The 22,551-nt window shown below is 59.2% G+C and carries 22 protein-coding genes; 13 read left to right on the top strand and 9 right to left on the bottom strand.

All coding sequences use genetic code 11. The features are described from left to right. Positions 1 to 9: 9 nt before the first annotated feature. A complete protein-coding gene (gene rimA, locus YA0848_RS02200) occupies positions 10 to 789 on the bottom strand; it encodes a S6 modification regulatory phosphodiesterase RimA (RefSeq protein ID WP_034095358.1) in 780 nt (259 codons plus the stop codon). 115 nt (positions 790 to 904) lie between these two features. On the opposite strand from rimA, the gene YA0848_RS02195 reads away from it, so the two are divergent. Beyond that, on the top strand, positions 905 to 1,312 hold the full coding sequence (locus YA0848_RS02195; protein ID WP_034095359.1) for an RNA-binding S4 domain-containing protein: 408 nt from the start codon (positions 905 to 907) through the stop codon (positions 1,310 to 1,312). 28 nt (positions 1,313 to 1,340) lie between these two features. Here the strand turns inward: YA0848_RS02195 and YA0848_RS02190 are convergent, their stop codons facing one another. Then, the gene (locus YA0848_RS02190; RefSeq protein ID WP_169903849.1) at positions 1,341 to 2,144 is read right to left on the bottom strand and encodes a phosphatase PAP2 family protein; all 804 of its coding nucleotides are present in this window, start codon (positions 2,142 to 2,144) and stop codon (positions 1,341 to 1,343) included. A gap of 103 nt (positions 2,145 to 2,247) precedes the next feature. Between YA0848_RS02190 and hslO the strand changes: the two genes are divergently transcribed. From hslO to YA0848_RS02165, 5 genes are all read left to right on the top strand, one after another. Then, a complete protein-coding gene (gene hslO / locus YA0848_RS02185; RefSeq protein ID WP_169903848.1) occupies positions 2,248 to 3,150 on the top strand; it encodes an Hsp33 family molecular chaperone HslO in 903 nt (300 codons plus the stop codon). Positions 3,151 to 3,329: 179 nt separating this feature from the next. Next, complete coding sequence (locus YA0848_RS02180) at positions 3,330 to 4,871, top strand: phosphoenolpyruvate carboxykinase (RefSeq protein WP_034111322.1); 1,542 nt, start codon at positions 3,330 to 3,332, stop codon at positions 4,869 to 4,871. Between the two features lie 222 nt (positions 4,872 to 5,093). Further along, positions 5,094 to 6,296: a tyrosine-type recombinase/integrase gene (locus YA0848_RS02175; RefSeq protein WP_004350888.1), complete on the top strand. Its 1,203-nt coding sequence runs from the start codon at positions 5,094 to 5,096 to the stop codon at positions 6,294 to 6,296. After that, positions 6,293 to 7,360, top strand: a complete 1,068-nt coding sequence (locus YA0848_RS02170; RefSeq protein ID WP_004350887.1) for a PDDEXK nuclease domain-containing protein — start codon at positions 6,293 to 6,295, stop codon at positions 7,358 to 7,360. The genes YA0848_RS02175 and YA0848_RS02170 overlap by 4 nt, the downstream gene beginning before the upstream one ends. Positions 7,361 to 7,624: 264 nt before the next feature. Further along, positions 7,625 to 8,629 carry an IS110 family transposase gene (locus YA0848_RS02165; protein ID WP_023110678.1) on the top strand — a complete coding sequence of 335 codons (1,005 nt, stop codon included), beginning with the start codon at positions 7,625 to 7,627 and terminating at the stop codon, positions 8,627 to 8,629. Between the two features lie 4 nt (positions 8,630 to 8,633). Here YA0848_RS02165 and YA0848_RS02160 read toward each other — a convergent pair whose 3' ends face one another. The 3 genes from YA0848_RS02160 to YA0848_RS02150 are packed head-to-tail and all read right to left on the bottom strand — an operon-like array spanning position 8,634 to position 10,674. Beyond that, positions 8,634 to 9,308, bottom strand: a complete 675-nt coding sequence (locus YA0848_RS02160) for a class I SAM-dependent methyltransferase (protein WP_009403894.1) — start codon at positions 9,306 to 9,308, stop codon at positions 8,634 to 8,636. Next, positions 9,305 to 10,228, bottom strand: a complete 924-nt coding sequence (locus tag YA0848_RS02155; RefSeq protein ID WP_004350881.1) for an NAD(P)/FAD-dependent oxidoreductase — start codon at positions 10,226 to 10,228, stop codon at positions 9,305 to 9,307. Before YA0848_RS02155 ends, YA0848_RS02160 begins: the two co-directional genes overlap by 4 nt. Before the next feature lie 2 nt (positions 10,229 to 10,230). Then, positions 10,231 to 10,674, bottom strand: a complete 444-nt coding sequence (locus tag YA0848_RS02150; protein WP_004350878.1) for an Rrf2 family transcriptional regulator — start codon at positions 10,672 to 10,674, stop codon at positions 10,231 to 10,233. Positions 10,675 to 11,007: 333 nt separating this feature from the next. Here YA0848_RS02150 and radC point away from each other — a divergent pair, with 333 nt between their 5' ends. After that, positions 11,008 to 11,517 (top strand): RadC family protein, encoded by a 510-nt coding sequence (gene radC, locus YA0848_RS02145; protein WP_004350876.1) that lies wholly within the window; start codon positions 11,008 to 11,010, stop codon positions 11,515 to 11,517. 66 nt (positions 11,518 to 11,583) lie between these two features. Here radC and YA0848_RS02140 read toward each other — a convergent pair whose 3' ends face one another. Then, positions 11,584 to 14,127, bottom strand: coding sequence for an ATP-binding protein (locus YA0848_RS02140; RefSeq protein ID WP_226184114.1), 2,544 nt, complete (start codon positions 14,125 to 14,127; stop codon positions 11,584 to 11,586). Positions 14,128 to 14,432: 305 nt separating this feature from the next. Between YA0848_RS02140 and YA0848_RS02135 the strand changes: the two genes are divergently transcribed. The 6 genes from YA0848_RS02135 (at position 14,433) to YA0848_RS02110 (ending at position 20,211) form a co-directional block, all read left to right on the top strand. Further along, positions 14,433 to 15,263 (top strand): DUF932 domain-containing protein, encoded by an 831-nt coding sequence (locus YA0848_RS02135; protein ID WP_004350869.1) that lies wholly within the window; start codon positions 14,433 to 14,435, stop codon positions 15,261 to 15,263. Positions 15,264 to 15,343: 80 nt separating this feature from the next. Continuing rightward, positions 15,344 to 17,407, top strand: coding sequence for a ParB/RepB/Spo0J family partition protein (locus tag YA0848_RS02130; protein WP_004350868.1), 2,064 nt, complete (start codon positions 15,344 to 15,346; stop codon positions 17,405 to 17,407). A gap of 60 nt (positions 17,408 to 17,467) precedes the next feature. After that, positions 17,468 to 17,674 (top strand): hypothetical protein, encoded by a 207-nt coding sequence (locus tag YA0848_RS02125; RefSeq protein ID WP_004350866.1) that lies wholly within the window; start codon positions 17,468 to 17,470, stop codon positions 17,672 to 17,674. A gap of 160 nt (positions 17,675 to 17,834) precedes the next feature. Continuing rightward, complete coding sequence (locus YA0848_RS02120; protein ID WP_004350864.1) at positions 17,835 to 18,320, top strand: DUF2321 domain-containing protein; 486 nt, start codon at positions 17,835 to 17,837, stop codon at positions 18,318 to 18,320. Positions 18,321 to 18,331: 11 nt separating this feature from the next. Beyond that, positions 18,332 to 19,033, top strand: a complete 702-nt coding sequence (locus YA0848_RS02115) for a TIR domain-containing protein (protein WP_011002526.1) — start codon at positions 18,332 to 18,334, stop codon at positions 19,031 to 19,033. Positions 19,034 to 19,896: 863 nt separating this feature from the next. Next, entirely contained in the window at positions 19,897 to 20,211 is a 315-nt protein-coding gene (locus YA0848_RS02110; protein ID WP_004350859.1) for a DUF736 domain-containing protein, read from the top strand. Positions 20,212 to 20,559: 348 nt separating this feature from the next. Here the strand turns inward: YA0848_RS02110 and YA0848_RS02105 are convergent, their stop codons facing one another. Genes YA0848_RS02105 through YA0848_RS02095 form a run of 3 tightly spaced genes read right to left on the bottom strand, consistent with a single transcriptional unit; the run spans position 20,560 to position 22,292 of the window. Next, a complete protein-coding gene (locus tag YA0848_RS02105; RefSeq protein ID WP_226184115.1) occupies positions 20,560 to 21,396 on the bottom strand; it encodes a macro domain-containing protein in 837 nt (278 codons plus the stop codon). A 33-nt stretch (positions 21,397 to 21,429) separates the two neighbouring features. Beyond that, positions 21,430 to 21,993, bottom strand: a complete 564-nt coding sequence (locus YA0848_RS02100) for a TIR domain-containing protein (RefSeq protein WP_004350855.1) — start codon at positions 21,991 to 21,993, stop codon at positions 21,430 to 21,432. An 8-nt stretch (positions 21,994 to 22,001) separates the two neighbouring features. Beyond that, positions 22,002 to 22,292, bottom strand: coding sequence for a helix-turn-helix domain-containing protein (locus YA0848_RS02095; RefSeq protein WP_004350854.1), 291 nt, complete (start codon positions 22,290 to 22,292; stop codon positions 22,002 to 22,004). Between the last annotated feature and the right edge of the window lie 259 nt (positions 22,293 to 22,551).

Here is a 22,551-nt window from a genome sequence, read left to right as displayed (position 1 = left end):
GCTAACCGCTCAATTCGCCCAGGCCTGGGAGGGAATCTTGGCCAAAGCATTGAATGCGGGCCTGGCGAACCAATAGCCCTGCATCAGAAATATTCCACAGTCGGACAGGAAGTCTCGCTCACCAGCACTTTCGATGCCTTCGGCGATGACAGTAACCCCCAACTGCTCACAGATTGTGACAATCCCCCGGACGATTACCTGGCGAACACGATCCTTGTCGACATCGCGAATCAGCGCCATATCGAGTTTGATCAAGTCAGGTTGGAAATCGGCCAGCAGGTTCAGCCCCGAATAGCCCGCGCCGAAATCATCGATGGCGGTCTTGAAGCCGAATTCTCGATATTCACGCAGAATATTCGTCAAATGGCGATAGTTATCTACATGCTCGCTTTCCAGTGTCTCGAAAATCAGCTGGTTCAGCGGAAAATTGTGCGCGCGAGCCGCTTCGAGTGTGCTGCGGATACACAACTCCGGACGGTACACGGCATTAGGCATGAAGTTGATTGAAAGATGAGTTTGCATCCCCAGCGCAGCGGCCCCGGCAATTGCCTGGGTCCGGCAGCGCTGGTCGAAGCGGTAACGGTTGCTTTCGTTAACCTGTTGCAGCACCGAGAGCGCCCCTTCTCCGTTGACGCCACGCACCAGCGCCTCATTGGCAAAAATCGAATGGTCCCTAAGGTCTACGATAGGCTGGTAGGCGAACGCAAAATCGAACCCCAAAGGTTCGCTCTGCTGGCAGCCCACGCACCGTTGACCCGGCGAGGTGAGTGAAAGGGGAAAGTCGGTCACGGCGTATCCTCGCGAAAACGGGTGCTACCTGGCGTATCTTAGGCGAGCCTTGGGATTTATGCGTCGAAGGGTTTCAACGGTAAAGTTGCGACATTTTTCAGAGAGAGGAATTCAAGTGGCTCAAAAGCAGGAAGAGGAAGACAAGGTCCGCTTGGACAAGTGGCTGTGGGCGGCGCGCTTCTATAAAACCCGCGCCTTGGCCAAGGCTGCTATTGAAAGCGGCAAAGTGCATCACCGAGGGGAACGCTGCAAGCCGGGTAAAGAGCCGCGTGTTGGCGATGAGTTTGAGATTCGTACGGGGTTTGATGAAAAGACCATCGTGGTCCAGGCATTGTCGATCGTGCGTCGCGGTGCACCTGAAGCCCAGACGCTGTACGTCGAAACCCAAGCCAGCATCGCCAAGCGCGAACAAGCGGCGGCGATGCGCAAGGCCGGGGCGTCAGGCCTGACTACTGACGGTAAACCGAGCAAGAAGCAACGCCGCGACCTGTTTAAGTTTCGCGGCAGTGGCAATGACGATTGATTGCGGCAATCACACTGTCAGCGCGGCGTTAAGTGAAGGTCCGCATGACGCTCAGTCGACCGAGCACGGGCAGTTTGCCAAATAATCCGAAGATCGGTGCTGTTACCCGCAGCAGTACCCCGGACACCTTCGCGGCAAAAGGCGTGTAATAACCCCAACCCAAGGCCAGCAGCGCCAGTAATACCCCACCGATGTAATCGTCCTGACCCCAATGCGCGCCGGCGACCAGGCGCGGCATCATGAACAGCAGCGCCAAGCCCCAGATCACCAGCACTTGGCCAATGCGTTTGGCGAACACGCTCATGAACATCCCCCAGATCAAGAGCACCGACGCGTGATCGCCTGGGAAGCTCTGGCTGGAGCGGTCCTTCAACTCCCAGGTTTTTTCCAGCCCTGGGAAATAGTCGCTCATCTGGATAGCGCCGCTGATCATCATCGACGGGCTGCTGTGTTGCCAGCCCATCTGCGCTGCGAGTTTGGAAAACAGCATGCGAATAAACAGTAGCAATAGCAGGATGCTGAAGAACCCGAAAAACGCCTGGCGAACCTGCACGGCTTTAAACACCCAATCGCCACGAATCAACAGCGCCAGCAGAATCACCCCGACCACTGCATCGAACGGTCGCAAACTCGCTACGGCCCACACATGCAGCCAGGTTGAACTTGTGGCCAGCGGGTCATTGAGTAGATGAAATAGCCATTCGTCGAAAACCACGCACAGCATCTGCCCCGTGGGCCATAGCCAAAAGCACAGCAGCCCGATAGCGAGTAGATTGCAGAGCGCCCAGCCCCCGAGGTTCCACCTGGCTTGGAACAAACCCGGATTGTTCATAAACTGTTCCTCTTCGCTCTGTAAAATCGCACCAGTTTGGTGCCAAAGCGTTTAATTTTATAAACTTTGTAACCATTTTGTCATCACTTCAGATATCCGACCTATGACTGATTTGCCGCATACAGACTTCACCCAACGCTTCATCTTCGACGACAGCGACGCTCGCGGCGAACTGGTGTCGCTGGAACTCAGCTATGCCGAAGTCCTTGCCAAACACGCCTATCCAGAGCCGGTCGCGCAATTGCTCGGCGAGCTGATGGCCGCGGCGGCGCTGCTGGTGGGGACCATGAAATTCGACGGTTTGCTGATCCTGCAGGCGCGCTCCGAGGGCCCGATTCCGCTGCTGATGATCGAGTGTTCCAGCGAGCGCGATATTCGTGGTCTGGCCCGCTACGAGGCCGAGTTGATCGCCCCGGACGCGAGCTTGTCCGACCTGATGCCCAACGGCGTATTGGCGCTCACCGTCGACCCGACCGAAGGCCAGCGTTACCAGGGGATTGTCGACCTTGACGGTAAAACCCTGTCGGAATGCTTCACTAACTATTTCGTGATGTCGCAGCAAGTTGGCACCAAGTTCTGGCTCAACGCGGACGGCAAGCGCGCCCGCGGCATGCTGTTGCAGCAACTGCCGGCAGATCGCATCAAGGACGAAGACGATCGCGCGGAAAGCTGGCGCCACACCATCGCCCTGGCCGACACGTTGAAAGCCGAAGAGTTACTTGGCCTGGACAACGAAACCATCCTGCATCGCCTCTACCATGAGGAAGAGGTGCGGTTGTTCGATGCACAAAGCCTGCGCTTCCATTGCAGTTGCTCCCGCGAGCGTTCGGGCAATGCCTTGGTCAGCCTGGGCCTGCACGATGCGCAAAATCTTGCGGTGGAGCATGGCGGTAAGGTGGAGATCGACTGCCAATTCTGCAATCAGCGCTACCTGTTCGATACCGCCGATATAGCCCAATTGTTCGCTGGCGCAGGCGTCGATACCCCTTCCGGTACCCGTCACTAAAACGTTTAAGTACAGGTAAATCACCTGTGAATCGCCGGATAAGCGCTGTTCTGACGGGAGGGCCCTACTCTTTTTGGGCTTTTCTGGCATAATCCGGCCCACTTTTTTCGCGGTAGTAGTGCGCAACTTTCTACTACAAAACGTTTGGAGCACTCGGCCATAGGCCGACGGGGAACCTCATGACGCAAGCCAATAACGCCGTATACACCGATCTGAGTGTTGACGATCTGGTCAAAGAAGCCCTGCAGCGCGGTGAAGGCGTGCTTGCCGATACTGGCGCGCTGGTCGTAGAAACCGGGCACCGCACCGGCCGTTCGCCAGTCGACCGTTTCATCGTTGAAGAGCCTTCCACTCAGGACGCCATCGCCTGGGGCCCGATCAACCGCAAGTTCCCAGCTGACAAATTCGACGCTCTGTGGGCTCGCGTCGAGGCGTTCAACAACGCGCAAGAGCATTTCGTTTCCCACGTTCATGTAGGTGCTTCCGAAGCTCACTACCTGCCGGTGAAGATGACCACCCAGACTGCTTGGCAGAACCTGTTCGGTCGTTGCCTGTTCATCAACCCGGCGAAATACAACCCGGCGGGTCGCGACGAATGGCAAGTGCTCAACGTGGCCAACTTCGAGTGCGTGCCGGAGCGCGACGGCACTAACTCCGACGGTTGCGTGATCCTCAACTTCGCCCAGAAAAAAGTGCTCATCGCGGGTATGCGTTACGCCGGCGAAATGAAGAAAGCCATGTTCTCGGTGCAGAACTTCCTGCTGCCGGCCGCCGACGTACTACCGATGCACTGCGCCGCCAACATCGGCGAAGCAGGCGACGTGACCCTGTTCTTCGGCCTGTCGGGCACTGGTAAAACCACCCTGTCCGCCGACGAAAGCCGTTACCTGATCGGTGACGACGAACACGGCTGGGGCGAGGGCGTAGTGTTCAACATCGAAGGCGGTTGCTATGCCAAGTGCATCGACCTGTCCGAGAAGAATGAACCGGTCATCTGGAAAGCTATCAAGCACGGTGCCGTGTTGGAAAACGTGGTGATCGACGATGCCAAGCACGCCGACTACACCAACGTGAGCCTGACCCAGAACAGCCGCGCCGCTTACCCGTTGGAGCACGTTGCCAAGCGTTCCGAGAAGAACCTGGGCGGCGAGCCTAATGCGGTGATCTTCCTGACCTGCGACCTGACTGGCGTACTGCCGCCAGTGTCGATCCTCAGCGAAGAACAAGCGGCCTATCACTTCCTGTCCGGCTACACCGCGCTGGTGGGCTCCACCGAAATGGGTTCGGGCAGCGGCATCAAGTCCACCTTTTCCACCTGCTTCGGTGCGCCGTTTTTCCCACGTCCGGCCGGCGAATACGCAGAGCTGTTGATCAAGCGTATCCGCGGTTTCGGCTCCAAGGTTTACCTGGTCAACACCGGCTGGACCGGCGGGGGCTACGGCGTTGGCAAGCGCTTCAACATCCCGACCACCCGCGGCGTGATCGCAGCGATCCAGAGCGGCGCGTTGGTCGGTGCTGAAACCGAACATCTCGACACCATCAACCTCGACGTGCCATTGGCCGTACCGGGCGTTGAAACCGGCCTGTTGAACCCACGTAACACCTGGGCTGACAAAGCCGCTTACGATGAAGCAGCGAAGGCCCTGGCTGGTCTGTTCATCGAGAACTTCAAGAAGTTTGAAGTGAGCGATGCGATCAAGGCTGCGGGTCCGAAGTTGTAAGATTCGGGAACTGTGAAAAGGCCGCCCCTTGTGGGCGGCTTTTTTATTTCACCATGACTCCAGCACCGAACTTCGCCGGACTACGCCAAAGCCCGATACAGCAGGTTTATCAATAACTTAGGCGAGTCCAACATATGCCGGTGCTTTCCGAAACCTGACCCAACTTCCCTGCTGGTGGCCCCTATGAGGCTCTTGGGAATCGGGTCTTTCCGAGGAGTCATCATGGCAAAGATCAAGCTCACCAAGTCCGCAGTCGATGCGGCACAACCCCAAGCGCAGGCTGTCGAACTCAGGGATACCCTGGTGCCCGGCTTCTTGTGCAAGGTTACCCCATCGGGCCGCAAGGTGTTCATGCTCCAGTACCGGACGAACGCCGGCGAGCGCCGCAAGCCAGCCTTGGGTCAGTACGGGGAACTGACCGTCGAACAGGCCCGCTCGCTGGCTCAGGAATGGCTGGCCCAGGTCCGCCGGGGCGGCGACCCAGCCGCAGACAAAGCGCAGGCGCGCAAAGCGCCCACGGTCAAGGAACTTTGCACGAAGTTCATGGAGGACTACTCCAAGCTGCGCAACAAGCCCAGCACCCAGGAAGGCTATCAGAGCGTCATCGACCGCAACATCGTCCCGATGATCGGGCGGATGAAGGTTCAGGACGTGAAGCGCCCGGACGTGGCCGGGATGATGAAGAAGATGACGCACAAGCCGGCCGACGCGAACCGCACGTTCAGCGTCATGCGCCGCATGTTCAATCTGGCCGAGGTGTGGGGCTACCGGCCCGACGGCACCAATCCGTGCCGGCATGTCCCGATGTTCCCCAACGGCAAGGCCACCCACCTCATCAGCGACGAGGACATGGGCAAACTGTTCCGCCATCTTGAGCATCTGGAGGCCGAGGGGATGGAAAGCTACGTCATCCCGCTGGCGATCCGGCTGCAATTCGAGTTCGCCGGTCGTCGTGGTGAAATCGTCACGCTCCAATGGGATTGGGTGGACTTCGAGAACCGGCGCGTCGTCTGGCCCGACAGCAAGACCGGCGGCATGTCCAAGCCCATGAGCGAAGAAGCCTATCGGCTGCTTTCGACAGCACCGCGCCGGGACGATTGCCCGTATGTGCTGCCATCCCCGAACCGTCCCGGCCAGCACTTGACCACGGGCGAGTATTACAACGGCTGGAGCCGTGCGCTCAAGGCAGCGGGCGCGGCGCATGTAGGTACGCACGGCATCCGCCACCGCTCTGCCACTGACATTGCCAACTCGGGCATCCCGGTCAAGGTCGGCATGGCGCTGACCGCGCACAAGACCGTGGCGATGTTCATGCGCTACGTCCACACCGAGGATGATCCGGTGCGCAAGGCGGCCGAACTGGTGGCGAACCGGCGCAAGACGATCACCGGCGCCAAGCGGCTCCCTGCGGAGGCAACTGCATGACCAGGCGCAAGGCATCCATCGCGTCACCCGCAGCGCCAAAGGCGCTGCTGGGCGATATTCGGGCACTGATCGAGGCGTCGCGCCAGCGCGCCGCCTCGGCGGTCAATGCTGAACTGACCTTGCTGTTCTGGCGCATCGGCCAGCGCATCCATACGGCGGTGCTGGCCGGGCAGCGGGCCGGGTACGGCGAGGAAATCCTGTCGACCCTGGCCGAGCAGCTTGTCCGCGACTATGGGCGCAGCTTCGCGGACAAGAACCTGCGCCGGATGGTGCAATTCGCCGCCACCTACCCGGACGAACCAATTGTCGTGACGCTGTCACGACAATTGAGCTGGTCGCATTTCCTGGCGCTGCTGCCGCTGAAAGACCCGCTCCAGCGGGACTACTACGCGCAGATGGCGAGTGCCGAACGCTGGAGCGTGCGGACGCTGCGCGGGCGCATCGACTCGATGCTGTACGAGCGCACGGCGCTGTCCCAAAAGCCGGAGGAAACCATCGCGCAGGAGCTGGCGATCCTACGCGATGCGCAGCGCATGACGCCGGCGCTGGTCATGCGCGACCCGTACATCCTCGATTTCCTGGGCCTGCGGGATAGCTGGCAGGAAAGCGACCTTGAGGCGGCCGTCATCCGCGAAATGGAATCCTTCCTGCTGGAGCTGGGTGCGGGTTTTTCCTTCGTCGCCCGGCAGAAGCGCATCCCGATTGACGACGAGGATTTCCACCTAGACCTGCTCTTCTACAACCGCAAACTGCGTCGGCTGGTGGCCGTCGAATTGAAGATCGGCGAGTTCAAGGCGGCGTACAAAGGGCAGATGGAGCTTTACTTACGCTGGCTGGACAAGCACGAGAGGGAGCCAGAGGAAGCCCCGCCGCTGGGGATCATTCTTTGCACCGGCAAGAAGCGCGAGCAGATCGAATTGCTGGAGCTGGACAAGTCGGGCATCCACGTTGCCGAGTACCTGACCAGCTTGCCGCCGCGTGCGGTGCTTGGGGAAAAGTTGCAGCAGGCGACCGAGCGGGCGCGGTTGCAGATCGAGCAGCGGCAGCCTGGCGAAAAATCCTGATAGCAGCATTCGTGCGTTCCGCGCTTCGTGCCGAATCGCGGCCATCCGGCTTTGACCCCTTGTATCTTCCATTCCACGTGATCGGAATGCCGTTCACGCCCGGTGCCATTTGGCACCGGTGATTGGCCGCAGCATGTAGCTCGTTATCCCTCGGTGCTTCCAAGCCCGTGCGTCAGTCCTGAGCGCATGTCTGCGACTGGTCTCCGCAAGCCCGAACAGTTGCAGGAACCACATTCGCATTTGCAAGGATGGGACATAGAGATCATGGCCAATGGAACAGTCGTCGGTATCGACGTCTCGAAGAACACACTCGATGTGGTCATCGGGAGGGATGGCGTAGCCGCAGCTTTCAGCAACGACGAACGGGGCCACCAAGCCCTGGTGGCAGCACTGAGGAGACAACCTATTTCGCTCATTGTCATGGAGGCCACTGGCCGCTACCAATTTGCCTGCGCCTGTGTTCTGCAAGCCGCAGGATTCCGGGTGGCGGTAGTCAATCCCAGGCAGGCGCGAGATTTCGCGAAGGCGATGGGCAGACTGGCAAAGACGGATCGCGTCGACGCGCTGATGCTGGCAGAGTTGGCCGAAGTGATCTACAAACGCCCAGACCGGGATCGTTTCACCAAACCGATGGCAGATGAGACGCAGCAGTGCCTGCATGCGCTGGTGACTCGCCGGAGGCAGCTTGTGCGCTTGCAAGTCAGTGAACGTCAGCGCAAGTACGCCTCTCACGCGGATGTGCAGCCTGGGATCATCGAGCTGATGAACATCCTGAAGCGCCAGGTTCAGGACATCGACGTGAGGATCGCAGCACACCTTTCCAAGCATCAAGCCAGTCTGACGAAGCTCTTGCAGAGCGTCAAGGGCGTTGGGCCGGCGACTACGGCTGCGCTGATTTCCGAGCTTCCAGAATTGGGGCAGCTCAAGGCCAAGCAGATATCCTCCCTGGTGGGCGTAGCGCCAATGAACCGGGACTCGGGCCAGTCGCGCGGCAAGCGCATGATTTGCGGTGATCGGGCAACAGTGCGCAGCGCTCTCTACATGGCGGCAATCGTGGCTATGCGGCACAACCCTGTGATCCGAACCTGCTATGAGCGGCTGGTAGCAGCAGGCAAGCCCAAAAAGGTCGCCATCGTGGCTTGCATGCGCAAGCTACTGATCATTCTGAATGCCATGGTAAGAACCGGCAGGCCATGGAAAGAAAAGGCGGCAACTGCCCAGAACGATGCGGAGGCTGACATCGTGCCACCATGCGGCCTGTTGGCCTGATCCCTCATGGTCTGCGGGCGACCCAGCCCTTGAAGGTGAATGCGCAATAGAACAGTTCGATATCAGTGAATCCGGCCTCGCGAAGCAGATCGGCATCCTGCTGGGGTGAAAGTACGGGTAGCCGCTCCTTGATCGCTGCGATGCTGCCTTCGGCCTGTGCCATAGGCACGCCGGAAGCAGCCGCGAACGCTGCATTGCGCGCGAGCCATCTGTCCCTGACGGGATCCTCGCTGGGAAAGCTGTGATGCGCAACGACAAGGGGGCACCCGGGCTTGAGCCGCAAGTGGATTTCCTTCAAGGTTCCGAGGCGTTCGGCCGGCGGCAGAAAGTGAAGCGTCAGAAGACAGGTCGCGCCATCGAAAGGCCCGATCGGCGCACTGTCGATATAGCCTTCGTGCAGGCGCACGAGAGGCGTCATAGGCCCGAGGGTCGTGCGGGCCAGGTCGAGCATCTCGGCAGAAGGGTCCACGCCGTCGAAGTGCCAGGCGGACTGCATCTCGGCGAAGGCCTTCAGCTCGAGCCCGCCGCCGGCGCCGAGCACCAGGATGCGTGCGTCGGCAGGCGCACGTTCGGCCAGCAGCACACCCGCCATCCTGTGCAAATCCCGAAGGCCGGGCACTATCCTCGCGGTCCTCTCTGCATAGCTCGATACGGCCGCCGGGTCGGAAAACGGGGTCATCGGCTGCCGCCTTCCGTTTGCACGGGGGCGATGGTCTCGGGCCAAAGCAACGAACGGTGGACCTGGGCGCCTGCCATGGCGCCGCTGCCCACGGCCAGCGACACCGAATGAGGCGCCCGCGCCACATCGCCGCAGGCAAATATCCCAGTGACTGAAGTCTTGTTCTCGGAATCGGTGCGCACCTGAACTCCCATGGGCGTCTCTTCCAGTACGCAGCCTATCGCTTCGGCCAGAGAACTGGAGGGAGAGGTGCGCGTCGCGGTGAACAGACCCGCAAAGCGCAGCAACCGCCCGTCGGCCGTCACCACGTCTGCCGTTCCTTCGATCCTGCCAATGGGCGCTTCCTCGATCGTCACGGCCCGTCGCTCCAGGGTGGACCTGGCTTCCTGACTCAGTTCCACAGCGCCGTTGACCAGCAAGGTCACATCGCCCCAATCAGTCAGCAGTTCAGCCTGGTGGACGGACATCGGGCCGGTGGCGACGACGCCAATGCGGCCCTGGCCAAGCTCGTAGCCATGGCAGTACGGGCAATGGAAGACCGCCTTGCCCCAGCGCTCGGCGAGGCCCTCGACGGCAGGTAGCTGGTCGGCCACGCCGGTGGCCACCAGGATGCGGCGGCCTTGGTGCGATAGGCCATCGGACGTCGTGACAGTGAATTCGTCCACCTGCCCTGTAACGGCTTCGGCCCGGCCCTCAAGCCAGGAGAGCGTCGGATAGGCTTCGAGCTGGCGGCGCGCGTTCGCCGCGATCTCGCCGGGAGGAACGCCATCCTGGCCGAGAAACCCGTGCGAATGGCTGGCGAAGCGGTTGCGCCGCTCGCCCGCATCGATCACCAGCACAGACCGGCGCGCACGCACCAATTGCAGGGTGGCGGCCATTCCCGCATAGCTCCCGCCGATGACGATGACGTCGTGGTGCATGGTCAACTCCTCTTGCGTCGTGCTGCCGCATGCCGGCGCGCGAAGTCGGCGGCCAGATCGGCAAGGGTGATTTCCGAGAACCGCTTCAGCAGCAGCGCCTCCGCCTCGGCAAACGTGCCTTCGAGCGCGGCATTCACCGATTGCTCGACCAGGCACTCCGGTGTTTGGTTGCGATTGCCTATGGCAAACATGGCCGGCTCGCCTAGCGCCTCGTGCAACTGGCGTAGGGTGACGGCGCCAAGATCGGCATGGATGCGCCATCCACCCGCGTGGCCTCGATCTGAAGTGACGATGCCCGCTTCTCGCAAATACCCCATGGTGCGCCGGACGACGACGGGGTTGGTACCCAAGCATTGAGCCAGGGTTTCAGAAGTGACGGGGCCATCCTGCTCGGCCATGTGCAGCAGTGCATGCAGGACGGAAGACAGGCGGCTGTCGCGTTTCATGTAACTAATGATGTTCTGTTTGAGATCGAATGTCAAGACAGAACGTGGACATCGGCTCCTGTCGAGCCTTCATGCTTGACATTCAAGACAGTTGCTGACGCCTTCGGCCCTGACAGGCCTGCGCGCTCCGCTTGCACAAAGGCGAGTGTGTGCATTGGGAGGGTGTGGGCGGTCTTGCTGTTCCCTTCACCGTATCACGGCGTTCTCGCCATTAAGGGCTGCGCGTGCTTGCACGCTTGCGGCCTGGCGGCCGTCCTTGACCCCTGACTGCTTGCGCTGCGCCGTGCTCGCCACGGTTCCGGGCAATTCCGCCCGAGCAACCGGAGCACGATCATGTCGCAACTGTCCTTTTCCTCGTTCGATTCCTCGCTGATGGTGCGTGACGCACAGGGCCGCTACCTGCTGGCGACTGCCGAGCAGATTCTGGAGGCCGCGCGCCAAGCCATCGAGCGCAAGATGCAGCGTGGTACGTCGTTCACGTCGCCGGCGGCGGTCAAGGAGTACCTGCGCGCCAAGCTGGCCGGCTTCGAGCATGAGGTGTTCGCGGTGCTGTTCATGGACACGCAGCATCGGCTGATCGAGTACGCCGAAATGTTCCGAGGCACCATCGACGGCGCATCGGTGTATCCGCGCGAGCGGGTCAAAGAGGCGCTGCGGCTCAATGCGGCGGCGGTCATCGTGTCGCACAACCACCCGAGCGGCAATCCCGAGCCGAGCGGGGCCGACCGAGCACTGACCCAGCGGCTCAAGGAGGCGCTGGGGCTGGTGGACGTGCGCGTGCTGGATCACGTCATCGTCGCGGGCACCGACACCACATCGTTTGCCGAACGTGGCCTGATCTGACGAAGGGGCTTCGGCCCCTTTTTGCTGCGCCTGGTAGCACAACTCTCGCCCTCGCCGGCTTGATGCTCAGGCAGTCGCAACCTGAATCATCTCGTCGTAGTGCTTCTTGTCCACTTCCTCCAACCACTGAAAAATGTGCCCGATGACGCTATGACTTTCGCCTGCCAAGTTTTCTGCGGACTCCTCGGTTATCTCGATTACGTCGCTATGCGAATACTTGTTGATAAAACGATAGATCTTCTCCTTCAGCTCCGGTGTTGTGATGATGCAGTCTTTCAGACCAACATCCATCAACTGACTGATGTCGCTTCTCCGCTTTGGATATTTGAAGGTAAAGAACGACTCAACGAGCTTGCGAGCAAGGTTCGCAGTCAAGAATGCTTCATCTCTGTTAAGAGTCGTATGGGCTCTGTACTCATAAAGTTTTTTGAATATGTAGTGATACTCAGAACCGTAATTTTTCAGAGAGTCATCAGCGTCAACAAGCAATGAATGGCGGGGTGAGCCAGGTGGAGCATCCAGCCGATAGAAGAAGCAGTTCTCCGTTTTTCCCTTGTTGATCCTGTTTCTGTTCGCTCCAGTGAACCAATCTCTCACTAGCTTGAAGTAGGTGAAATTGTGGGTCAGCACAAAAAGTTGTTTGGCTTCAGTACATTGAGTTCTCAGGAATGAATAGGCATGGAACAAGTGGTTTGAATCAAAGCTTGAGACTGGATCATCAACGACGACAATCGTGTCTTTGATGTTGTTTCCGTTCTCTTTGAGCTTCGTGATGAAGTACACAAATGCAATCGCAGTCTTCTCACCTTCGCTCAAGTTCCCATCATGCTCACCCACCCCGTTTCTGATGATCTCATAACCCTTCTTCTTCTGATTGAAGCTGAGACAAAGTTCAGAGCGGCCAATGAAGCGATGCAAGATGTCATTGAACTCCTTCGCTCCGACCGTTTCATTCGAGAGCAGCGCCTCTATAGCACCGACCTCTTGACTAATTTTCTCAATTTCCTTGTGGTCGTTTTTTGCTTCTGATTCAAGGTCATTGCATTTCTTCTCACTTCCAGCATAGTCAAATTCTTGCACCTCAGCCGCAGCAAAGTGCAGCTCCAGTGCCACTTTGCTTTTTGAGGTCTCAGATTTGAAGTTAGAAGTCTTATTGTTGTGCTTTCCGACGAGCGCGACGATCGACTTCAGAATCTCATTGAAGTTTTTGACGTCATCTTCGACCACGTCCGAGATTTGAATGTCCGTCTTTCCAGGGTCTGTGATCTTGGCCTTCAGGGCTTCGCGCCATCCGTCCATTTGCTTATCAATCTTCTCAGCAGCGGTTGCGTAGTCCTTTTGGAGCTTATCCGCCTCGGCCGATAATTCTTTATAAAACTCGGTCGCTGCGGGCAACTGATTGGCTGGAGCGCCTTGAGACTCAATCCAAGTCGCCGCGTTCTGAAGTCGGCGCTGAAAATCCGTGAACTCTTTGCTGAAGTGGGCAGCAAGTGCCTCGGCACGAAGCTGGGTAAAAGTAGAGCCGCAGAACTCGCACGATTGCGACTCGTGGTTTTTATGGATTTCCAAGCCTGTTTGAACCCATTCACGGATGTCCGGGTTATCAGTCAACCGCTGGATAGCTTGATTGACCGCCGTAGTCCCAATCAAATCCCTGATTCGACCTGATGCCTTCTTGAAGTAATCCGGCTCAATGGATGTTGAGACGAAATTGATGCTTGGAAGCTGATCTGGTTTCGCGGCATTCGTAAGGTCGATAACTTTATCATCTGAAAGAACTGAATCGGCTTTGATGATGGCTTCACCGTTGCTCTGAATGAAATTGGACAGCTTTCGGCGATCGTAATTGAGGTAATAGCTATCGCTTGTATCAATCGCCTGAAGCCCTAGCTTCATCTTTTTGGCAGCATTGGTCAGAAACTTGTCCAACGCTTCGCGCTGCTTCTTTACCTCGCCTTGCTTCTCGTCGTGAGCCTTCCTTTTCGACTGAAGCTCTCCCTTTAACTTCTCCAGCTTCTGTAAGTCATCAATCTTCTCTTTCGCAATCAGAAGGATGCTTTTTACAGATTTGTCCCAATCAATGTTCTCATGCACAAAGCGTTGATTGAAGACATGAATATTCAGTTGGCATGAATGGAGTGTAGCTTCCGTGATAGTTGAGCCATCCTCCAAAGCTACTGAAAACTGGCCCGCACTGAAGCGAGGAACCATCGAGCGCAGCTCAAAGCAAGAGAAAAGGTTCGACAGGGTTGACTTGCCTGTTCCGTTCCAGCCATAGACCAAGTTGTACCGGCCGAACTTCTGGATCTTCGTTCCATTAAAGTCGTTGAAGATGCCGAACTGCTTGAGGCGGTTAATGCAGACGATCATTTTTGGACCTCCGTGTTCTTGCTTTGGCAACATTTGCTTGCAAAACAAATAATAAGCGAAGAGTTCTCCTGCGTCTCCGCTTCGCGGACCGCGCTGTTCCAGGTTCGCTTTTCGCTCATCCCTGACGGGACTGGCATTCGCCAGCCTTTCACATCCCTGACGCCTTCGGCCCGGCTTCCAGCTTCGGACCTGCGCGCTTCGCTTGCGTGCGGTTCGGCACACAGGGACGGCCGTTGCCATGTCCAGCCGTCTCCCCTGACTTCATCACCTTCTCCGCGACCGTAGCCCGCTTCCGGGTGCCGTCAAGGCGCGCAGGGCCGTGTCCTCGCTGCGCTGCGGGCCGCACCAACCCTGCGCTTGTCTCCTTGACGGTCCTCGTCCGCGCGCTCCTTTGGCCGCGGGCGATGAACTCAGGAAAGACGGTGGCAACAGGGCCAACCGGGTTCCTCGTGCCAACCGCACCAAACAGCCGAAAGGCTGGGCTCCGAATCTAGGAATCCGGTGTGCGGTTTGAACAGCAAACCCTTTTCGTCAGGAGAAAGACCATGCAACTCGCATCCCGTTTCGCTTCCCGTTCCCCCTCGCTGCGTAGCGATTACCCGCTGACCGATGACCAGATTCACCGCGTGGCCCCGTCCATCTTCGCGGACGCGCCGCATGAAAGCCGTTCGCAGCGGTACGCCTACATCCCCACCGCCGCCGTGCTGGCCGAACTGCGCAAGGAGGGGTTTCAACCCTTCATGGTGACGCAAACCCGCGTGCGCGACGAAGGCAAGCGCGAGCACACCAAACACATGCTGCGCCTGCGCCACGCAAGCCAGATCAACGGCGCGGAAGCCAATGAAATCGTGTTGCTCAATTCCCATGACGGGACGAGCAGTTATCAGATGCTGGCCGGAATGTTCCGGTTCGTGTGCAGCAATGGCCTTGTATGCGGCGACACCGTGGCCGATGTGCGCGTGCCCCACAAGGGCGACGTTTCCGGGCATGTCATCGAAGGCGCTTACGAAGTCTTGCGCGGCTTCGACCGGGTGAAGGATTCCCGCGATGCCATGCGCGCTATCACGCTGGACGAAGGCGAAGCCGAAGTGTTCGCCCGTTCCGCGCTGGCCTTGAAGTACGACCCCACCGACAACAGACCCGCGCCCATCACGGAAAGCCAAATCCTGATGCCGCGCCGGTTCGACGACCGTCGCCCGGACTTGTGGAGCGTGTTCAACCGCACCCAAGAGAACCTGACCAAAGGCGGATTGCATGGCCGCAGCGTCAACGGACGCCGCCAGCAAACCCGCCCGGTGCAGGGCATTGATTCCGATGTGCGCCTCAATCGCGCCCTCTGGATGCTGGCCGATGGCCTGCGCCAGTTGAAAGCCTGATTCCCCACGCGGCAGGGGCAGGCAGCAGCCCTTGCCGCTTTCTTCGCTGCTTCATCCCTGAACCCATAGGAGTTATCACCATGAACGCCGTTACCCAGACCGAAGCCCGCGCCCTCAACGCCGCCGCCGCTACCCCGCTGGAAGCCGCCGACCCGACCAAGAACCTGATTCTGGTTCCGCTGTCGCGGCTGGTGTCGCGCCCGACCGGGCGCAATGTGCGCAAGACCCCGCGCATGTCCATTCCCGAACTCGCCGCGAGCATTCAGCGTGTCGGCCTGCTGCAAAACCTCATCGTCATTGCCGCCGCCGATGGCGAGAATTACGAAGTGGTGGCCGGTGGCCGTCGCCTCGCAGCCCTCAAGCTGCTGGCGAGAAAGCGCCGCATCAGCAAGGAATGGGAAGTGCCTTGCCTGCTGGTGGCCGATGGCACCGCCCGCACGGCCAGCCTCACCGAGAATGTGCAGCGCGAAGCCATGCACCCCGCCGACCAGTTCGAGGCATTCGCCGCGCTGGTGGCCGAAGGCCGACCCATCGAGGACATAGCCGCCGATTTCAGCGTGTCCCCGCTGGTGGTGCAGCGCCGCTTGAAGCTGGCGAACGTCTCGCCGCGCCTGCTGGCCGACTACCGTGCCGAAGCCGTGACGCTCGATCAGTTGATGGCCCTTGCCATCACCGACGACCACGCCGCGCAGGAAACCGCGTTCTACGACGCGCCGAAGTGGCAGCGCAACCCTTCGCAATTGCGCGACCGCCTCACCGAGCGCGAGATTGACGCATACCGGCATCCGCTGGTGCGTTTCGTGGGGCTGGATACCTACGGAGCCGCAGGCGGTGGTGTGCGCCGTGACCTGTTCGCGGAAGGTGACGCGGGCGTGTATCTGACCGATGCCGCGCTGCTGGAACGGCTGGCGCAAGACAAGCTGGCAGGTATCGCCGCCGAGGTGAAGGCCGAAGGCTGGGCGTGGGTGGATGCCACCCACGCCGTGACCCATGCCGACCTGCACGCCTTCCAGCGTGCGCCGAGGGAACGCCGCGAACCGAACAAGCGCGAAGCGCAGCGCATCAAGAAGCTGCAAACCAAGATGCACGAACTGGCCGCCGCCGTGGATGACGCGCTTGATGCCGAGGACGAGGAAAAGGCCGATGCCTTGCAGGAAGAAGGCGAAGCCGTGGGCGAGCAGTTGCAGGCGCTGGAAGATGGCTTGCAGGACTACGGCGCGACCGTCAAGGCCGCAGCCGGTGCCATCGTCACCACCGACCGCAACGGTCAGGCCGTGATTTATCGCGGGCTGCTGCGCGAGGCCGAAGCCAAGGCGCTGCGCACGCTGGAACGCCTGCGCCAAGGGTTCAGCGGCGAGGATGCTGGGAACGACGACGAAGGCGAGGACGGAGACAGCGAAGGGCAGCCCAAGACCGCCGCCATGTCCGACCGGCTGGCGCAACGGTTGAGCGCCCACCGCACCGCCGCGCTGCAAATCGAAGTGGCACGGCATCCGCAAGTGGCGCTGGCTGCGCTGGTGCATGGCATGGTGCAAACGGTGCTGCAAGGCGGCTACCACGGCCACGACTTGCCGCTGGGCGTGAGCCTGAAAGTGCAAGACCGGCTGGAAGGCATGGCCCCCGACTGGCCGGAATCCCCCGCCGCCGTCGCTCTGCGCGAGTTGCAACAGGTGGCGGGCGAAGCCTTGCCGCAGGACAGCGCCGAACTGTTCGCCGCGCTGCTGGCGAAGTCCCAAGACGAACTGGTGCGGCTGCTGGCGGTATGCGTGGCCGTCACGGTGGACGTGGTGACACCCCGCACCACACGGCAGCAGCCGGGCGAAGAACTCGCGCAGGCCGTGAGGCTGGACATGGCCGCATGGTGGAAGCCCACCAATGAGGGCTATTTCCGGCATGTGCCGAAGGCCGCAATTCTGGAAGCCGTGGAGCGGTTCGCCCCGTCGCACGTCACCCGGCTGGCGAAGTTAAAGAAGGCCGACATTGCCAGCGAAGCCGAGCGGCTGGCAGACGGCACGGGCTGGATGCCTGCCATCTTCAAGGCCGAAGGGCCGGACGCCACGCAGGCAGAACCACAGGAGCAGGACGACGCCCCGGAGGATGCCGAGGCAACAGCAGATGAGCCCGCCGTGGCGCTAGCCGCTTGACCCGTGCAAAAGCAAGCGCCCCGGCCTCGACCGGGGCGCTTTGCTGGAAGGAGAACACCCATGACCTACACCACCAGCCGCCCCCGCATGGCGGCGATCTATGCCCCCGGCACGATACGCGCCCGCCGCTGGCACGGCGAAGGCGACGTGCGCGGCTACCGCCCGCCCTCGGGCTGGTCAGCCCGCGCCGACCTGACCGACATTCACCCCATCACGGGCCGCGCCTTGCCGCGTGCCGTGTGGTGGCTCATCGAGACGAAGGAATAACCCGATCAGCACCGCGCCCTGGGCGCAGTGAGTGCAAAAATCCGGGCGCGGCAGTGGCCGCGCCCGGTGTCATCCACGCCTCCAATTTCCACGCTGTTGCTTTAGAATCCCTTGATTTGACCAACGCCGTATCTATCGGCATAAATAACAAGGGAGCGTAATGGGGACATATCGGGTCGCACAGGTTTGTCCTAACGGACATGTCGCAACAACAGCCGCTGATCAGAATCCCGAGCTTCGAGAGGCGTTCTGCTCTAAGTGCGGTGAAGAGACCATCATGCAGTGTCCTTCGTGCAGCGCATCCATTCGCGGCGATTTCTACGTTGAAGGCGTTTTCGGCTTGGGTGGTGATTACGAGCCTCCCTCGTTCTGCCACAACTGCGGTAGCCGATTCCCTTGGACTGAACGCAAGATTGCTGGCGCTGTTGAGCTAGTGGAAGCAGGCGCAGAGCTGTCGCCAGAAGAAGTCCAGCAGTTCCGTACCGATTTGACGGAATTGACCAAAGACAGTCCAAAAACTCAAGTTGCATCCCTTCGATTCAAGAAGGTGATGACGAAGGTCGGCGCTTCGGTTGCATCTGGCGTGCGCGACATTGTTGTCGATGTACTTAGCGAAGCTGCGAAAAAAGCGATTTGGGGAGCTTAGAAGGAATGGCAATGACTCTCGACGAAATTAAGGCCTGCCTACAGGCCGGCAATCTTCAGATTGCGAATGAGACGGCACTTGCAAACGGCACTGGCACACAACTTCGTTTGCAAAATGGAGCAATCGTCAATAGCTACCACACCGGCAATTTCAATGTTCAGGGCAAGAACCAAGAGGCGGTAAAGGCTTGCCTTGGCGTACAACCTGCACAGGCTGCGGCACCAGCTCCACAGAATGGCGCTGCTGCTAAGCCAATGCTCAGCAAGGTATTCGTGGTTTATGGGCACGATAATGCCGCCCGAACCGAGCTTGAAGCGATGCTGCGCCGCTGGAGGCTTGAGCCGTTGATCTTGGATCAACTTCCTTCGGAAGGGCAGACCATCATCGAGAAATTGGAAAAATACACGGCAGAAGTAAAGTTTGCTGTGGTGCTGGCCACGCCCGACGACGAGGGCTACCGCGCTGGTCACGAAGACGAAAAGGCGTTCCGTGCGCGCCAAAATGTTGTGATGGAATTGGGCATGATGCTTACGCTGCTCGGTCGTAAGAACGTTGCCATTCTCATGAAGCAACAAGACAATATGGAGCGCCCATCCGACATCCAAGGGTTGCTCTATATCCCATTCAAGGACAATCTGCAAAAGGATGCAGGGCCGCTTCTGGCAAAGGAAATGGCGGCTCAGGGTTATCCCATTTCGTTGGCGAATCTGTAGGCATCGGCAAATTAAATCTATTTGGAAATAGTGCCTGCTATTTCCCAGAATGAGCCCCTTGTTGTGCTCTTAGGCTTTTGAGCGTGTCGGCGCAAAGCGCCGCCGGGCTTTCGGGCTGCGCCCCGTGCCGTCTTTGTCGTCACGGCCATTCGGCTTCAATCCCTCACGCCTTCGCGCCTGCGGCGCTGCGCGCTGCGTTTGCCTCCAGGGGAAAGCCCTGCGGACTATCCGCGCCGCGCACGGCTTGGCGCCCCTCGATGCCGCCGAACCGGCTGTGCCTGATCGGCCCGGCCAGCGCCCCGCCGCGATGAACGAGGCGCCGGCGAACACGCTGACGCTTGCTGCGGCAGGTTGTCCGAATGCGCGCCGTCCTCAACGCTGGCGGTTCTTGCCCATCACGTCACGAAGGAAGTTCACGGACAACCCGCCCGGCATCGCTATGGAGCTTCCACGCCACACCTCAAGACCGGCGCTGCAAGGTGTGGCGGGGCATTCTCGCTTGTCGTTGGGTGGTTGACCTGGCCCGCGTCAGCGGGCGAGCCGGAGCAGCCTTCATGCGGGGATGCCGAGCCGGCCCTATCTCCTTGCGGTGCGGTTCGGCCCAAGGCGTCCTTGTGTTGTTGTGAATCCTGGCGGTGGCGCGGCTGCGCCTCGGGCTTCATGGCTGCAACCGTCCAGCGAAAACAATTTCCCCTGCTTTGTCACTGCGTTCGGCGCATTCCTCGCGGGACAAATTCTTTTCGCCTCACGGCTCTCCACTGCGTTTCGACCGCAAGCGGTGCCGCCCACCCGTCCCCCGTCGGCCGGATCACAACAAGGACGCGATGGGCGCGAACCTTGTTCCACCGTAAGGAGAAATCATCATGGCCAACATCGGCACCTTCACCGCAGACAAAGACGGCTTCACCGGCACGCTTCGCAGCCTGACGCTCAACGTCAAGGTCAAGCTGGTGCCCAACGACAAGGGGGACAACGAGAAGGCCCCCGACTTCCGCCTGCAGGCGACCAGCCACGACATCGGCGCGGCGTGGAAGAAGACCAGTGAGGCCGGGCGGGAGTACATCTCCGTGACCCTCGACGATCCTTCGTTTCCGGCCACGGTCTACGCCCGCCTGATCGAGGGCGAAGACGGCACGCACGACCTGATCTGGTCGCGCAGCAAGCCCCAGGCGGCGTGACCGCCGCCCGCAGCGCCCCGCCATGCGGCGGGCGCTGCGCTGTTCGTTCGTCCCGAACGCGGCAACGGCAGACGGTGCCCCATAGCGAGCCGCGCCCCCCTGTCTGTGAGCTGCGTCTATGGCTGTTGTCAGGGCATGGCGTGTCGGCGCGATGCGCCGCCGGGCTTTACGGGCTACGCCCCGTGCCGTCTTTGCCGTCACGGCCATCCGGCTCCAATCCCTCACGCCTTCGCGCCTGCGGCGCTGCGCGCATGGCTTGGCGCCCCTTGAGCACCGCCGAACCGGCCTGTGCCGGATCGGCCGGGTCAGCATCTGCAAAGTGGGCTCGCTCCGAACCGCCATTGAAAACTACACGCCGTTCCTGGCGGATTTGATATCGAGAAGATTGATCTGGTCGATCTTGTCTTTGTGGATCACGATGGTCAGCTTCGCGGGATATTTGAATCGCATCTCACTGATTCTGAATGTCCACAGCATGATTTTCAGTAGATCCTCGTCGGAAATATTCTTGTGTCCTTTGATTCGCGTGATTCCTGATCCAAAGATTGTTGTCGATACGCTTTGCTGGGCGTACACGTTGTTTACCTTGTCCCAGAAATTAATGAGGAACTCAAGGTACTCCGGCATCGTTAGTAGCGCCTTGTTGTTCTCATCGAACTTGGAGAACGCGGTCAGGAGATAGTCTTTGTAAAGGCAAATCGTGCCTATCTGATACCTTTTCTTCTTACCGTATTTCCTTGCCTCGTTCTCCTCCAGGACTTCACTTTCATCAAAAGCGTATTCCTCGATGTAGCGGTCTAATTCGGAAATCGGAACGCCGAGATGCTTCTGGATGAAAACTCCGTTGAGAGAAGTCTCGCCAATTATCTTGTTGTCCACCTGAGTGTCGAAATACTCATTGAAGGCAATTGCCTTCAATCCCGGCTGTTGGAAAATGTCGCCGGTCTTGATCGCGACATCGCTGCCCTCAACATTGATGTCGATACTGTTCAGGTTGTTCGACCAGAGCCATATCACCACGTAGGTGAGTGCCAGTATTGCCAAGAAAGCCAAGCCAGCCTTCAGCTTCCACTCGGCAGGAACGTCAACAAAAATAACTATGAATGACAGCGTACCGCTGACGACAGCGGTGATCTCAAGGAATTTCTTGATGACCCGCTTGTCAAAAAAGTTGACCTTCGCCATGACGTGAATCATTCGCTCCGATATGTCGATTGATTATGGGTTGTATCTGTAGATGCCTGGGGCCTTCATGCTCCCAACCATAAACTCGCCGTCCTGCAAGGATTTTTTGATGAGCTCTTTATTCATCGGGACATGAAGCGTCGGGACTTTGCTCATCGAATCCCGGAACACGGGAAGATTTCCCCACAGGTTCTTAACCGCCTGCTTCAATGATCCGTCGACAAGCAGACTTTCCTTGGTGGCATATTCGGGATAGATGACAATGACAGGAAGCCCTTGATCGTTGATCCCGTAGTCGATTTCTTCTCGAAGGGCGCGGGAATTCGTCGTGATCGAACTCAAGATGAGGATAATGTTCTTCGAGCTCCGAAGGCGCTCCCTGAGCCTGGGTTTCAGTGTGTATTCCCAATCGCTGCCATCGCGGACACTGTAAGTTTTGTCGTGCGAATCAACGAAGGGGAACGTCGCATCAGCACCTTTCCACATCCGTAGGGTGTTGTAATACTGAAAATCCTTCGTCGCATTGGCACCTAGCGAGCTGGGATGGAATGGCTCTGCAACGTAAAAGGCGGTGTAGTTTCCATTTCGATATGCCATGTCGCTTCTCAATCTCCATCAGAGTTCAGTACCGCCTCAAGTTCCTGGCGCACCTGCGCCATCAACTCGTCAGCCTTGCGCGTGCTGTCGCCCGCAAAGGCCAGCGTCAACAACGTGAGCGGATGCACGTCCATGACCTCGCACAGCTCGGTCAGCTTGTGCAGAGTCGGACTTTTCAGGTCGCGCTCCAGCGTACTCATATAGGTGCGGCTCGACACGTCGGAGAACGCTTCCTGGCTCAAGCCGCGCGCCTTCCTGACCGTCTTCAACGCCTTCGCCAATGAGTACTTTGCCGCCACCTATGGTTTCCTCTCAAAACCAAGATGACAACCCATTGAGTCCTATAGGGCTACAATCTATAGTGTTCATTCATGGCTGAGAGGCCGCTTTCGTGCTTTTACGGAAATCCGCATCTGCGGATTCCGACAGAACCGGGGAATCGCATCCGTGTCTTTCCGGCTTCCGACAATTCCGCTTCGGTGCTTCCGTTCTTCTGCGGATGCGATGGCTTGCACATCCGTGCTTCCACACGAATGCACAGATACGGTTCGACGGTTC

Source organism: Pseudomonas sp. S4_EA_1b (genome assembly GCF_016307435.1).
GTDB lineage: Bacteria > Pseudomonadota > Gammaproteobacteria > Pseudomonadales > Pseudomonadaceae > Aquipseudomonas > Aquipseudomonas rhodesiae.
The sequence above is the reverse complement of the archived record's forward strand: the minus strand, read 5'-3'. Positions and strand labels throughout refer to the sequence as shown.